This window comes from Mycoplasma sp. 10961 (assembly GCF_055523525.1).
In genome coordinates this window covers 651597-666930 of record NZ_JBVFVD010000001.1, presented here as the reverse complement: position 1 = coordinate 666930, position 15334 = coordinate 651597, and the positions used below count along the sequence as shown (strand labels likewise).

The 15334-nt window shown below is 26.1% G+C and carries 14 protein-coding genes; 13 read left to right on the top strand and 1 reads right to left on the bottom strand.

The annotated features are described in order from the left end of the window. Positions 1-3: 3 nt before the first annotated feature. The 10 genes from atpD to AC0B4T_RS02805 all read left to right on the top strand — a co-directional run bounded on the left by atpD (position 4) and on the right by AC0B4T_RS02805 (position 10082). Positions 4-1407 carry a F0F1 ATP synthase subunit beta gene (gene atpD, locus AC0B4T_RS02850; RefSeq protein ID WP_465103050.1) on the top strand — a complete coding sequence of 468 codons (1404 nt, stop codon included), beginning with the start codon at positions 4-6 and terminating at the stop codon, positions 1405-1407. Then, positions 1408-1818 carry a F0F1 ATP synthase subunit delta/epsilon gene (locus AC0B4T_RS02845; RefSeq protein ID WP_465101401.1) on the top strand — a complete coding sequence of 137 codons (411 nt, stop codon included), beginning with the start codon at positions 1408-1410 and terminating at the stop codon, positions 1816-1818. A gap of 23 nt (positions 1819-1841) precedes the next feature. Beyond that, on the top strand, positions 1842-2495 hold the full coding sequence (locus AC0B4T_RS02840; protein WP_465103049.1) for a LemA family protein: 654 nt from the start codon (positions 1842-1844) through the stop codon (positions 2493-2495). A 72-nt stretch (positions 2496-2567) separates the two neighbouring features. Beyond that, a complete protein-coding gene (locus AC0B4T_RS02835) occupies positions 2568-4634 on the top strand; it encodes an Mbov_0121 family peptidase domain-containing ABC transporter (protein WP_465103048.1) in 2067 nt (688 codons plus the stop codon). Then, the gene (locus AC0B4T_RS02830; RefSeq protein ID WP_465103047.1) at positions 4627-5022 is read left to right on the top strand and encodes an MAG1140 family protein; all 396 of its coding nucleotides are present in this window, start codon (positions 4627-4629) and stop codon (positions 5020-5022) included. Before AC0B4T_RS02835 ends, AC0B4T_RS02830 begins: the two co-directional genes overlap by 8 nt. Before the next feature lie 44 nt (positions 5023-5066). Then, entirely contained in the window at positions 5067-5921 is an 855-nt protein-coding gene (locus AC0B4T_RS02825) for a pseudouridine synthase (RefSeq protein WP_465103046.1), read from the top strand. 7 nt (positions 5922-5928) lie between these two features. After that, a complete protein-coding gene (locus AC0B4T_RS02820) occupies positions 5929-6231 on the top strand; it encodes an Asp-tRNA(Asn)/Glu-tRNA(Gln) amidotransferase subunit GatC (RefSeq protein WP_465102238.1) in 303 nt (100 codons plus the stop codon). Next, positions 6231-7550: an amidase family protein gene (locus AC0B4T_RS02815; RefSeq protein ID WP_465103045.1), complete on the top strand. Its 1320-nt coding sequence runs from the start codon at positions 6231-6233 to the stop codon at positions 7548-7550. The genes AC0B4T_RS02820 and AC0B4T_RS02815 overlap by 1 nt, the downstream gene beginning before the upstream one ends. Continuing rightward, positions 7550-8980 carry an Asp-tRNA(Asn)/Glu-tRNA(Gln) amidotransferase subunit GatB gene (gene gatB, locus AC0B4T_RS02810; RefSeq protein WP_465103044.1) on the top strand — a complete coding sequence of 477 codons (1431 nt, stop codon included), beginning with the start codon at positions 7550-7552 and terminating at the stop codon, positions 8978-8980. The genes AC0B4T_RS02815 and gatB overlap by 1 nt, the downstream gene beginning before the upstream one ends. Then, a complete protein-coding gene (locus AC0B4T_RS02805; protein WP_465102241.1) occupies positions 8958-10082 on the top strand; it encodes a YhjD/YihY/BrkB family envelope integrity protein in 1125 nt (374 codons plus the stop codon). Before gatB ends, AC0B4T_RS02805 begins: the two co-directional genes overlap by 23 nt. A gap of 107 nt (positions 10083-10189) precedes the next feature. On the opposite strand, the gene AC0B4T_RS02800 is transcribed toward AC0B4T_RS02805, so the two are convergent. Then, entirely contained in the window at positions 10190-11338 is a 1149-nt protein-coding gene (locus AC0B4T_RS02800; protein ID WP_465102614.1) for an IS3 family transposase, read from the bottom strand. A gap of 115 nt (positions 11339-11453) precedes the next feature. Here AC0B4T_RS02800 and AC0B4T_RS02795 point away from each other — a divergent pair, with 115 nt between their 5' ends. The 3 genes from AC0B4T_RS02795 (at position 11454) to AC0B4T_RS02785 (ending at position 15309) form a co-directional block, all read left to right on the top strand. Then, positions 11454-11954, top strand: coding sequence for an MAG0490 family ComEA-like DNA-binding protein (locus AC0B4T_RS02795; RefSeq protein WP_465101410.1), 501 nt, complete (start codon positions 11454-11456; stop codon positions 11952-11954). Between the two features lie 1209 nt (positions 11955-13163). Further along, positions 13164-14099, top strand: a complete 936-nt coding sequence (gene holA, locus AC0B4T_RS02790) for a DNA polymerase III subunit delta (RefSeq protein WP_465103043.1) — start codon at positions 13164-13166, stop codon at positions 14097-14099. Further along, a complete protein-coding gene (locus tag AC0B4T_RS02785; protein ID WP_465103042.1) occupies positions 14062-15309 on the top strand; it encodes a hypothetical protein in 1248 nt (415 codons plus the stop codon). Before holA ends, AC0B4T_RS02785 begins: the two co-directional genes overlap by 38 nt. Positions 15310-15334: the final 25 nt, after the last annotated feature.

Here is a 15334-nt window from a genome sequence, read left to right as displayed (position 1 = left end):
TTTATGGTTAGAAACGAAGGTACAATAGTTCAAATTTTAGGCCCTGTTGTTGATGTGAGATTCCAAGAAGGAAAGTTGCCAAAACTACTAAATGCACTTAAAACTGAATTTGAAGGAAAAGTATATACCTTTGAAGTAGCTCAGCATATTGGTGATGAAACTGCTCGTACTATCGCAATGTGTGATATTAATGGATTACAAAGAGGTTTAACTGTTTTAGATACTGGAATGCCAATTCAAGTACCAGTTGGTGAAAAAGTTTTAGGAAGAATGTTTGACGTACTTGGAAATCCAATTGATGATTTACCACTTGATAATGATGTTCCAAAATCATCAATCCATGCAACTCCACCAAGTTACGAAGAACAAAAAACATCTTCGGAAATTTTGGAAACTGGTATTAAAGTTATTGACTTATTAATTCCGTATGTAAAAGGTGGAAAAATTGGTCTTTTTGGAGGAGCAGGAGTTGGAAAAACTGTTTTAGTACAAGAACTTATTAATAATATATCTACACAACATAATGGACTTTCTGTTTTCGCGGGTGTTGGCGAAAGAACCCGTGAAGGTAATGATTTATACCACGAAATGAAACATGCCGAGGTTTTAGATAAAACTGCTTTAGTTTTTGGACAAATGAATGAATCGCCTGGCGCTAGAATGCGTGTTGCACTTAGTGGTTTAACTATGGCAGAATATTTTAGAGATAAACGAAATCAAGATGTTTTATTATTTATTGATAATATTTTTAGATTTACCCAAGCCGGTTCGGAAGTATCAGCTTTACTTGGAAGAATGCCTTCTGCTGTTGGTTACCAACCTACTTTAGCAACTGAAATGGGTGCTTTGCAAGAAAGAATTACTTCAACACATCGTGGTTCAATTACATCTGTACAAGCCGTTTATGTTCCAGCAGATGATTTAACTGACCCAGCACCTGCTACGACCTTTACTCACTTAGATGCCAAAACAGTTTTAGATCGTACGATTGCATCATTAGGGATTTATCCTGCCATTGACCCACTAAATTCTTCATCTCGTTTACTGAATCCTTTAATTGTTGGATTAGAACACTATGAAGTATCACAAGGTGTTGTTTCAATCTTACAAAGATTTAAAGAGTTACAAGATATTATTGCTATTTTAGGAATGGGTGAACTTAGCGAAGAAGATAAAGCAATAGTTGCTAGAGCACGTAGAATTCGTAATTTCTTATCTCAACCTTTTACAGTTGCTGAAAAATTCTCTGGTATTAAAGGTGTTTACGTTCCTTTATCAGATACCATTAGAAGTTTTAAAATGATCTTATCGGGTGATTTTGATGATTATCCTGAAGAATTATTTAGATATGCTGGTAGCATTGATGATGTAATCTCTAGATATCAAAAAACACTAGAGACAAAATAAATGGCTCAAACATATTTAAAAATTACTGTTCCAAGTGGTATATATTATGAGGGTTGGACAGATATAGTGACATTAAAAACTTCATCAGGTTATATTGGACTGCAAGCAAATAAATCACCTTTATTTTCAAATATAGAAATAGGCACTTTAACAATTGGTTGAGAATCTAATGAAAATTCAGAAAAATATTATATTGGTGGCGGGTTAGTTTATGCTAATGGTTCGAAAATTGATATTATAACTGACGATATTTTAAAATTATCAGAAATTGACCTTGAAAAGCAATTAGCTGAAAAAGAAGCTTTAGAAAAGCGTATTGCGCAAGGCAACCAAGATACTTCTGATATTAGTAAATTAGAAACAAAATTAAAACGTACATTATTTAAAATAAAAAGTTTGACAAACAATTAATTTATGTATAATATATATTAATTATGGCAAATTTATATAATAATAGAGAAAACAAAAACCAAGAAGGTTTTAACCCATATGTAGATAATAGTGAGAAAGTTGCTCAATCTAGCACAGCTGCTAAAATTGCATTTTGAGTTTTAGGTTTATTAATTTTTTCAGCAATATATTTTTTAGTTAAAAGAAATGCATATTTAAAACAACAAAATTACATTAATGAATCAGCATCAACAATTGATGTTCAACTTGCTAAAAGATCTGATACATTAGTTAAGTTATATGATGTAGTACAATCACACAAACAATTTGAAAAAGATACTTTTTCAGAAATTGCTCGTTTAAGAACTTTCAGATCATCAAGTAATCTAACAAGTGCACAAAGAACTGAATTAGAAGGTCTAAATAACTCAGTATTTGGTAGATTAATGGCTGTCTCTGAAAACTACCCAGAACTTAAGGCTTCTGAATCTTACAAAACATTAACAGAACAAATTATTTACCTTGAAAGAGAAGTTGCTGCTGCTCGTAGATTATACAATACTAATGTTACACAATTTAATGCATCAATTTTTGCATGACCTGGTAGTGTTGTTGCTGCTACACTAGGACTTTCTACATTTGGACTATTTGCTGCATCTACTCAACAAAGACAAGATGTTTCAATGAAAGGATTATAATGTAAAACCAAACCATTTTAATGGTTTGGTTTTTTATTTGTCTTTTTTACTAATATTTTTATTAGTAAATATATGTTTAAAGATAAAAAACAAATTTCGCCATGGGATTGCTCTTTATATGTATTTCGTGAGTATTTAAGTTATAAAAAATATGAAGATATTCCCCTTGACGAATTAAAATTTAAAGCAAAATATAATCAAGAAGGAATTAGTTTAAACAATTATAATATGTTGCTTAATGAATTTGGTTATAGCATTAATGCTTATAAAGCAAGCATCGAAGAAATTAGTAAACTTTCCAGCAATGAATTACCATTTGGTGCAATTATAAGTTCTGGAAATTATAACCATATGATTTTGATTATTAAAATAGATCCAAAATATATAACTTATTATGATCCAGGACTTGGAACTAAAACTAAAATTTCCACTGCAGAATTTGCTGAGCTAACAAAAGGTATATATATTGAATTTCTTAAAGATACTACTTTGGTTAATCATACAAGTGTAACTATAAAAGAACAAGGTAATAATAAAGATACCAATTATAGTTTGTTTTTACTTTCCAAGACAAAAATTATATTACTATTTGTATTATTATTTGAATTGGGGATTTACATCATCATTCCTTGAATTAATAAACGGATTTTAAATATTATTATTCCATATAAGTTAAAAGATGAAATTATAATTATTGCATTATTAATTTTTATAAGTTTTTTATTTATTTATTTAATCCAAACTTTAAGTTACCAAATTAGGCGTAACTATTTTTATAACTATTCATATCAGAAACTTTTTGCTACTTTAGAAAAATTTTCTAAAGAAAATTATGGCATGCTCAATATTATGCCTAATGTTGAGATTAAAACAAGGCTTGGCAACCTTTTTTATATTCTAAATATTCAAGAAGTTTTCTTGCCTAATTTTATCGTCAATTGTGTTGGTTTTTGTGTGTCATTGCTAATATTACGAAATATCAATTTAGTTTTATTATTAATTTTATGTTGTTTTGGTATTTTAATTTTAGTTATTAGCTATTTAAAAAAAATAATTTATGAAAAAAATTATTTAAAAATTCAAGGTAATTCATATCATTTAGAAACCAAATTAGATAATTATTTAAAATCATTAAAAGAAGCACAAGAAGATTATTTAACTAAGAGAATTTTATTCGATTGACAAACAAATTCAAAAACTTTTAAAGATAAATCACTTAGTTTTGAAATTCACAACAACAATCTTAATAGTTTTCAAAATACCATTGAAATGTCCTTGCATCTTTTTATAAGTATAATAGGGGTTTATGAAATTTGGAACCAAAGAATGGAATACTCTAACTTTATTTATTTTTTAACATCAATTAATTTATTTATCCGACCGATTAAAGGGTTTTTTCAAAGTTTTGATTCTTATATTGAATATTCTCAAAAAATTAAAACAATTGATATTTTTGATAAAAATACTAAAAATCAATTAACTATTCCAAAATTTAATGAAACAATTAAGTCATTACAACTTTCATATGCTGAATTTAAGTATCAAGATTTATTACCTACAATTGTGAATATTGATCGTTTAATCTTGCAAGATAAAGTTAAAATTATTGGAAAAAATGGTAAGGGTAAAAGCACCATTGCAAAACTTCTAGCAGGACTATTACCCCTTAATAAAGGGGAAATATTTGTGAATGAGAAAATTTCATACTTGTTTTTTAATGAACGTTTAAAAGAGCAAATTTTATATTTAAATTCTGAGCGTAGTGATCTTCATTTAGCCGTGAAAGATTATTTAATAATTAATGATAAAAACTCATTTATTGATTTGCTTAAAAATAGTAATTTAGATGTTATTCTAAAAAGTGTTAATTTGGATTTAAGCTGTTTTTTAGACAAGCAGGTTAACAGTTTGTCAAAAGGACAATTGGCATTTATTAAGTTGCTTAAATTATTTTTACGCGATTATGATGTAATTATTTTTGATGAAGCTTTTGAAAATTTAAGTATTAATACTTATAATGACTTAAAAAATCGTTTAAATAGTTTACTATCAAACAAATTAGTTATTGAAATTAGTCATAGTAGTCGGTATATTTTTGATGGAAATAGTAATGAGGTAAATTTAGATGAACTTGTTTAAGAAATATTCTTTAAGTATTTTCCTGCTTTGCTTAATTTTTGCTATTTTTATATTTTTACTTTATAAAATTAGTTTTTTAAAAACTTATGAATATTATAACGTGCATATTCATAAGTTAAAAAACGAATTATATATTCAAAATATTTCGTATGAAAAACTAAGTGAAAATAATTTTTTATTTAATGCTAATATAAATAATTCAATTCAAAAATTTGATCTAATTGTACAAGATAAATTAACTGATGAAGGTATTTTAATAGATAGTGAAGAATTAAAGAAATTTTTAGAATCAAATAATATTTATACAATTCAAGGTTATATTTCAATTGAGAAAGAAACGATAAGCCAAGTTATTATTGTTTATTTGAGAAACATTTTGCCAATCTAATGATAATAATGTATAATACATTATTATAAGAATTGGAGGCAATTATGTTTGAAATATTTGCAACAAAAAATGATGAAGGAAGAACCTTATACAAACTCTTGGCGAAATATTTAAATAATTTAAATAAATCTCGCCTTGAAAAATTATTTCGTAAAAAAGATATCAAGATTAATAATTTAAGAACAAATGATAAAACCATAAATATAAAAGAAGGTGATCATATTATCGTTTATGGTGTTTTTGATGTTATTAAGAAAGAAACTGTAATTAAAACTAAAGTTAATTTAAATATTATTTATGAAGATGAAAACATTTTATTAATTAATAAAGAGCCAGGAGTTGTGGTTCATGGTGAAGAAGATTCTTTAGACAATCAAGTTTTAACTTATTTAAATTTTCAACATTTAGATAGTTTTAAACCATCACATGTTGGTCGCTTAGATAAAAGCACAAGCGGCTTGATGCTTTATGCAAAAAATTATCCTACATTAGTTGAATTAAATGATAAGCATCAGTTTTTTGTAAAGAAATACTTATTTAAATCAAACTTAGAATTAATTCCAGGTCAAAAACTTGAATTATCATTATATTTAACTAAAGATGAATTACACCACCGTATGAAAGCACACAAAAATAAATTGCCAAATTCTCAAATAGCACAAACACTATTTTACCTTGAAAATAATGACAAAATTGCCCAATTAATTACAGGCCGCAAACATCAAATAAGAGCTAGTTTAAAATATTTACAAAAACCCATTTTTGGTGATCGAAAATATGGCGGCAAACCAGATGATCGATTAATGTTGCATTCATTTTGCTTACAATTTCAGAATTTAACGGGTAATTTAAAATATTTAAATAAAAAAGAATTTTTTACAAATAAACCAAAATGATAGGAGTAATATGAAAACAATAGATAACGAAAAGATTAAACAAATTGTTGAATCATTGCTTTTTGAGCCAAATAATGAAGTTATCAATAATATTTTAGATAATTGAAATGAATTAACCAGAAGCATTAAACTCTTTGACCAATTTGATTTGTCTAATATCAAACCAATGACCCATATTAATGAAACTTATTTAATTGATTTTTTACGTGATGATATTCCCAATACCACAAATTCTATTACTAAGGAAGATATTTTAAAAAATGCCAAAAACAAGGATCAAGATTACATTTTATTAACAAAGGTGGTAGACTAATGCGAAAGTTATTTGTTAAAGGGGATTATAATAATGCAATTGAATCTCTAAAGAATGATACAAATAATGCAGTTGCATCACTCTTAAAAATTGAGCAAAAGAAAAATTTAGATTCTCCTTTAAATGGCGCCGTTGCAACTATTAAAGATAATTATGCAATTAAAGGATATGAAACAAAAGCTTCTAGCATGATTTTGGAAGGTTTTGATCCCAATTATAATGCAACAGTTGTTACTAAATTAAAAGATGCTGGAGTTATATTTGTTGCCAAAACGCACCAAGATGAATTATCTCTTGGAGGAACTGGAACATACAGTGCTTATGGACTTATAAAAAATCCATATGATTCTAATAGATATGCTGGTGGATCATCTTCTGGATCTGCCGCTACTTTAACAACTAATATTTCTTTTTCAATCGGAAGTGACACAGGTGATAGTGCTCGCTTACCGGCATCTTTCGTTAAAAAAGTTGGTTTTAAACCTTCATATGGTTCTATTAGCCGCTATGGACTATTTGCATATGCTTCATCTTTAGACACCGTTGCATATTTCACTCATAATGTAAATGATTCAATATTAGTTTCTCAAACTTTGTTTGGTAAGGATGCAAATGATATGACATCAGTTGATGTTGAAATTGATAATGTTGTAAAAACTAAACCAGCTAAGGTTGTTTTGCTTGATCTTACGGATCAAGTAAAAGATTATTATATAAATTCATGAAATTCATTAATTAGAAAATTAGAGGAAGATGGAGTTGCTGTTCAGGTAGTTAAACCAAATTACAAAATTTTAGAATTGATCCAACCAGTTTATCGAATTATTTCATTTTCTGAAGCTAGTTCGAATTTAGCTAATTTAACTGGTGTTAGTTTTGGCAATAGAGTTGAAGGGAGAACTTGAGAAGACACATTTAAAAATACCCGTTCATCAAAATTTGGTCATATGGTTCAAGAAAGATTAGCATTAGGCAGTTACTTTTTATATAACGAAAACCAACAAGAAATTTTTGTTAAAGCTCAAAAAGTTCGTCGTTTAATATCTAATTATTATGCAAGTTTATTCCAGCAAGGTGATGTATTGATTTATCCTGCAACTGCTGGCATTGCACCTAAATTCACAGATACTTCAAGCAATAATGTTATCAACTTTATTTTAACTGGATCTAATTTACTAGGAAACCCATCGATTACCTTGCCATTAGGTGTAAAAGACAATCTTGGTTATAGCATTGCATTAGATTGTTCATTATATCAAGATAAAAAACTACTTGGAATTGCTGAATATATTGAAGAATTAATCAAAGGAGGATTATAATGCATGATAATTTTGAAGTAATTATTGGAATTGAGATTCACGTTGAATTAAAAACTAAAACTAAAATGTTTTCGTCAACTCCAATTGATTATTTTGCTAGACCAAATACAAAAGCAAATCAAGTAGATCTAGGTTACCCCGGTACTTTGCCATTAGTTAATAAAGAAGCTGTAAAATACGCTTTAACTTTAGCTAAAGCATTAAATATGGAAATTGATGATGAAATGCATTTTGATCGCAAACATTACTTTTATCCAGATTTACCAAAAGGTTATCAAATTACCCAATTTTACCGCCCAATTGGGAAAAATGGTGAGCTAGAAATTAAGGTTAACAATTCTAATAAAAAAGTGAAAATTGAACGTATTCACCTTGAAGAAGATACAGCAAGGCAACATCATAGCGAGCAAGGCACTAAAATGGATTATAATAGAGCAGGTATACCCTTAATTGAAATAGTTACATATCCGGTCATTAGAAGCGCAAAAGAAGCTTCTGCTTATGTTGATATGATTAAGAGAATTGTGCTTGCTCTTGAAATATCTGAAGGTAAACTTGAACAAGGAAGTTTGCGTGCTGATATCAATATTTCGCTTCGCCCGTTTGGGTCTAATGTATTTGGTCAAAAAGTAGAAATCAAAAATCTTAATTCACTTTCAAATATTGAAAAAGCTATCGAATATGAAATTAACTTGCAAACAAAACAAATATTAACTAATGATCCAATTTTACAAGCAACTAAACGTTTTGATGCTGATAAAAATGAAAATATAATAATGCGGGTTAAAACTGGTGCTGTAGATTATAAATACTTTCCAGAATCAAATATTCCACTAATTAAACTTTCCAAAAAATTTATTGATTCAGCAGTAGTTCCAGAACTACCAAACCAAAAAGAACAACGATATACAGATGTAAAGATACAAAATCTTTATATTCAAAGCTTGTTAGATGATATTAAATTATCAAAGTATTTTGATAGTATTGAATATGATGACAAAGAAAAATTATCTAAGCTATTCTTTGCTGAAATAGTTTCGCTTGCTAATGCTAAGGGTCTTAAAGCTTATGATTTAAATATTTCTGCATCAATTTTTAAAGATGCAATTATATTACTTGACCAAGGGATTATCTCAGGAAAATCTTTTAAAAAACTTGTGCCGTTGCTAGTTAATTTTAATGGTGATTTGACTTCTTTAATAAAAGAGCACAATTTGCAACAAATTTCAGACCCTATTTTAATAAATTCCTTAATATCCAAAATTGTTGATGAAAATCATGAAATTGTTGCCGAATATGAGCAAAGACCAGAAAAAGTTACTAAGTTTATTCTTGGTGCCTTAATGAAAGAAACTGGTGGTCAAGTAAACCCCATTTTAGCAAGTGAAATAACTACAAAGGTTTTAAATGATCTTTTTAAGAACAACTAAAAATCATTATAAAAAATATTTACGATTAAAGAATAAAAAAACACATTTAAGAAGATTTTATACTAATTTGATTTATCCAGATAGGTTTGAATTTTTAAATGTTATTTATAGTACAATTTTAAAATATATTATTTTATTTTTTACATCAACTTTAATTTGAAAAAAAAATGATGATAATAATAAAATTAAACGCAATAAATTGGTTAATTTAGTTTACTCTCACTATAACTCAAAAGAGACAAGTTTTGTATGAATTTCAACAATTTTTTATGTATTAATTTCATTTATTCCAGTCATTTATATTGTTGGTTTTTTAAATCTTATGATTAATAATGCAATAACACCATTAAAAGAATATGTTGAACCATTAGCAAAATCTCGAAGTGATTCAGTGCCAAACAACATTTTTCAATACTTATTTAATTCAATTGTGTTCCAAAAATTTATTCCAGGAGGAGAACATTATTTTATATTAGATAATCAAAATCCAGATGCCGGATTTAATTCATTTTTAGCTTTAATTCCAGGTTCTTTTATTGCCTTGCCTTCTTTATATATTGCAAGCGGCGGATATGGTAAGGTAATTTCTGCTTATAATTTTATTTTTTCACATAGTAGAACTGGAACTTTTTTAGGAAATCGTGTCAAAGGTTTTTTCTTGGTTTTAGTTATTTCAGTTTTACTTTGATTTTTTAGTAATCTTTTCATATTAACTGAAGTAAAAATTTGAAAAACTTATGGGGATATCAGTTATTGATTATCAGATTTTATTTATTTACTTTATGCACTTGTTTTTTTAAATGTATTATTTTTAGTTTTATTTAAATTGATACCATCATTTAAAATTAGATTTAAAGACATATTTAAGGGTACTATTGTTGCTAGCCTCCCCTCATATATTTTAATTGTAATATATATTTATTTAAATGAATTTGTATCTTATAGTAAATTTGGGTCTGCAGCAGGGTTTTTCTTTTCGATAAGTTTTTTTATTAACTGATTTATTTATTTTATGTTTTTAGGAATTATTTTTAACAATGCTTATTATAAAAGTTTTGTTAGTGCTCGGACTATTCCTAAAAGAATTTATGCATTCCTTTAGGCAGGCTTGTAAGCCTGTTTTAAACTGGGAAATTTTTTTCGGACGGTTTAACCTTCCCCAACCATACCATTTGGCTAAGCCAAACGGAATGCTTTGGGAAGGTTTTTTTATCTTATTCTTTTATAATTATATCAGTTTATAAATTCTTTGATTTTTTGTGATAATTCAATAAAAGTAAGTTTTTTACAGGTTTGATCAAAATTTGGGAAAATTTCACTTTTAAGAATTGAAAAGAAATACTCAATTTCACGATTGTCAAGACTATTACCAATTCTTGACATTGATATTTTACCTTTTAGTGATTTTATTTTTTTAGTATATTCGACCGACGAATAAGCAGTTCCATGGTCAGAATGTAAAATAAAATTATTTTTGAATTTTGTATTACTGATATTATTCAAAATTAGTTCAGTATCATTTCTAAGTGATAATTCATAGGTCACAAACTTAGTTTTATGATCAATAATTGCAGATAAATAAATATGATTTTGTTCAATATCTTTTGGTGCTGGTATGTAGGTCACGTCTGTTGCATATATATTATTGTTACGTGAATTATAATCTCTTTTTACTAAATCAGGTATTTTAATACTAGTATTTTTAGATTCCTTGGTTTTACGTTTTTGTCTAACAAATGTTTTCAAATTAAGCTTTTTCATATAATTTCCTAGGGTTCTAGGATTTATTTGAATATTATATTCTTGGAAAATATATTTAGCAAGTCTCCTTCGTCCATACCTTTCTTTATTTTCGACAAAACTTTGAAAAATTATTTCTTTGTGTTTAACCTTTAGTTCTTTAGTCTTGTTGTTATCTTTCAATTTCTCGTAATATGTAGATCTTGAAACACATATCATTTTAGATTTTTTAGTATGTGAAAGATTCTTGATTTTCTTTATCTTTGAGATATCTGCATCAATATTATTTTCATTAAAAATTCGATAGTAGTATTTTATAACTGCATCTTTTTCATCATCTTTAAGAGTATCAATTCATGTATAATCGAGAACTTTCTTTTTCTTTCTCCCAACACCTTTATCTTTCTTAGGTGATTTACCGCTTTGTGATTCTATGTTCATATTTAAATTATACAGTTTTCTTTTCTTTAACATATTTCTCATTGATTCTTTATTTCAGTATACTTTTCTGATATCAAAACAGAAATTATCAAATTCTGCCTTCGTTATTCCCAGGTTCAAATATTTATCGTATAAGTCAAAAATTTTGATTCATTCTTTAGTCTTTAAATGCCTCATAACTACCTCTCTTTCTTTATATTAAAAATATTCGGATTTTGTCCGAATATTTTTTCCCTGTCTAGTTTTTTTTTGTTTTTTGTGTTTTTTGCTATACTCCTTTATTTTTAAATATATGAAGCGTAAAACATTTGGACAAATTTTATTAATATTATTATTTTTATTTTCGGTTGCTGGAACAATTGTTATCTTGCAAGTTTATGTTAATAAACCAAGCAAAGAAGAATATAAAAATGAGGAAAAAGTTTATATTTATTATGTAACTGGAGCAGTATTGCACGATGGCATCCATAAATCAACGAAAAAACTCACGTACCGAGAGCTGTTATTTCAAGCATCCGCACAAGGTTTTGCGGATCTTTCAAGTTTTAAAATGAATAATTTTGTCCCTGATAATGGCAAGATCCATGTTCCTTATTTAGATCTGAAGCTAAATTGGGATGATTTTGATAATATTAAACAATTAAGTACTTTAAAATTATCAAATAAGATAGCTCAGGCTTTGTTAGACCATAGAAAGGAGAATAAACAAACAACATGAAAAGCTATTGGTGAGATAAGTGGAATTGGGCAAAAGACGCTTGAAAAGTTAATGAATTATTTAGTCCTAAATTAAAGAATTTAATCATATTTTTTTTAATATCGTTTGGTATCTTATTTCTACAAGAAAACAACACTTTACGAATTTTGTTATTTTTAACTTGCTTCTTGCTTTTTTTTATTTTAATGCCATGAGAATTCAAATTCTTGATTATTAGTTTAGTAATAATTTTTATCTCATATTTTATTAAGCAAATATTAAATAATATTATGCTTAATTATTTTAATAATATTTACTGAGTCGAGTTAGTAGATACAAATAGTTATAAACTAATTAATATTAATAATCAAGCTTTTTATCTTAATATTAATAGCATCAATACAAAATTGAATTTATGGGATAAAATATATATTGAAGGTAATACTAAAGGTAATTATTTTGAAAATATTCAAAATGTTAAGTTTTTAAAATCATATGATTTTCGCATACATATCTTTAAATTTTTTAATTCTCATAATTCAGTATATTCTGAATTTGTAATACCGTTATTATTTGGTCATAGTGTTAATTACAAAAATAGTCCGTTTTCTTATGCAAGTGAATTAGGTTTAGTACATATTCTAATTATTAGTGGTATGCATTTTCAGTTGCTTGCAATGTTTTTGAATAAAGTTTTCAAAGGGAAAACAAAAAATATAACTTATATTATCTGCTTTGTATACTGAATTATTTGTCTTAAGTCCATCTCAGTAAATCGCGCCTTCTTTTCGATTCTTTTAAATAGTGCCTTAAACAAAAAAACATACAAAGAATATAAATTTAGTTTAATAGTGGTTTTAACTATATTTTTTACTTCAAACCTAAGGGTAAATTCACAAGGGTATTGACTAAGCTTTATTTTGTCAATATTTATAAGTAATATGAAAAAACAGAATAACAATAAATGGTTATTGTCTTATGTTGCAAATTATTTTCAAATATGGATAATTTCGGCGAGTTTAATTGTGATATGAAAACAAGATATAAATATCACATCTTGATTTTTGAGTTTGGTTATATCTCCGATATTCGAAATATTGTATATTTGCCTCCTTTTACTAATATGACTTCCGCCAGCACTTGTATTTATTAGATTTATACTTGATAATTCTTTATCATTATTATTATTTTGAAAAATCAACCTTAATGTTAATTGAATAATTATGTCTATTTTATTTACAGGATGCTTTATATCCTTTTTAACTGTTTTTATAAATAAAAAAGAAAATAAAATATAATAAGAGTATGAAATTTATTTTTGGTGATGAATCTTATTTTATAAATAAAAATCTTAATGAAATTAAGTCTATGTATAGCCTTGATCAAATAATTGTCTTAGACGAGAATTATGAATTTTCAGAATTAATTGAGTTAATCGCAATGGAAACTTTGTTTGTAGATAAAAAGTTAATTATAGTAAAAAATTTAGATCTTATTGAAACTACTAAATATAATAAAAAACAACAACAAAATGCAGAATTATTAATTAAAACTTTGGTTAGATTTTCTGACAGTAATGAAGTAGTATTTGTTTACATTTCTGCAAAAATGGCAAATAATATGCTTACCAGTTTTTTAAATCAAAATGCAACATTATATGAATGTAAAAAAATACCTAAAAAAGAAATAGCAGCACAATTATTATTACTTTGTAAAGAAAAAAATATAAAATTCTCATATACTGATATAAATTTATTTTTAGATAAAATGCCAGATAATCTTGAAATAATTATGAACGAATTTAATAATTTAACACAAACTTACCAAACTATAAATTTTGAAGTTATTAATTTAGTAATTGCAAAATATGCCAAAAATGAAGTTTTTTCGTTCCTTAATTCAATAGACACATTTAACCTTGCTACTATTTACCAAAAGTATTTAGAGCGTATTTCTGAGGGCGAAGAAATCACATCATTAATTGCCCAACTTAGCACTATACTAAGCAATTGTGTTAATTATTATTATTTAATTGCATCTGGTCTTAACAATATGCAAATTACTGAAAAACTAAAGCAACCCTTATGAAAAATTAGGAAATTATCAACTATTTTGAATAATTTTGGTTTTAAAAAACTTAAAAATGTGATTTATGAATTAGGAAAACTAGATATTTTATCAAAAACAAGCGGGGTGAATGTAAATGAATTATTTGAAATCTTTCTCGTTAAAAACTTTTAAAATAAATTCTAACAATGAATACTTTATTTTTTTATTTAATAAATGCCAGGAAAAACTAGCACCAGAAAGTTTTAAAGAATATTTAAAGAATATTTATAAAAAAATTGAAATCATAAGAAATAATAATCTCAAGATTGTTTTAATTTTGCCTCATTGATATTATTTATCAGAGTTTGAAAATGAAGAATTAGCTAATAATATTGATGAAAATTATAAATTTTTGAGTTCTTGGTTAAAAGAATTAGTTTTATTACAAAATATAACAATCCTGCAATTGATTAATTTTAAAGAACTTGGCTTTTTATCATACACTATATCAAAAAAGTCAAGTTCTATCAATGATTCGGTGAATACAGAAGATTCAATTGAACGAGTTGTTAATTTTGAATCGATGGGAGCGAAATTCGACCATAATAATGAATTTTATTATGGTATTGATGAACACCAAACAAAACTTTATTGAAATTTATTTTTAATCAAATCATATTTTGAAAAAGAATATAATGTAACTGGTTTTGTATTTGAAGGCTTTGAATCGCACATGAGGAAATTCTCAAAAAATATAGTAATGAAAGAAGTAGATTATTTAAATCGAGTTTTTACTGTTTTTAAAAAGGAAAATAGTTCAAGAATTTACAGTTATACAAGCATCATAAAGAATAATAAACACCTAGATTTATTAAGTTTTTTAGATAATAAAATTTATGAGTTTAATTTTGGAAGTAATCTTTCAGTAAATATTTTGCGGACAATGTTGTTAAATAAAGGAATTTATAATATTAATTTTGATAATTATTTAAACTCAAAAAATCATGAATATCTTTTCTTAGTTCAAAGACTAAAAACTATTATTCATGAACTTGTATTTAATAACCCGCAAATATCTTTTACATATTTAAGCAATTTATCTTTAAGAAACTGAATAAATAAAGGTTTTTTATATAATTTTAATTTCTTGGATTACTTATACGATTATTTAATTGAACAAGTCAAAAACTTAAATATACAATTTGTAATAAAGCGAGAAGGCGAAATAAATACAAAGTACTTATATCATAATATTCATAAAGGAATAATTGAAAAACAATTAATTTATGATAATGAAGTTTATATTCGTAAAATTAACATAACAAATAAGATATATCGTGAACGGAACTTCATATTAATGCCTTATGAATCAAAAGAAAAAATTCAAAGAAAGAATTTTTAACTCTAAACATGGACAGCAAAATTTA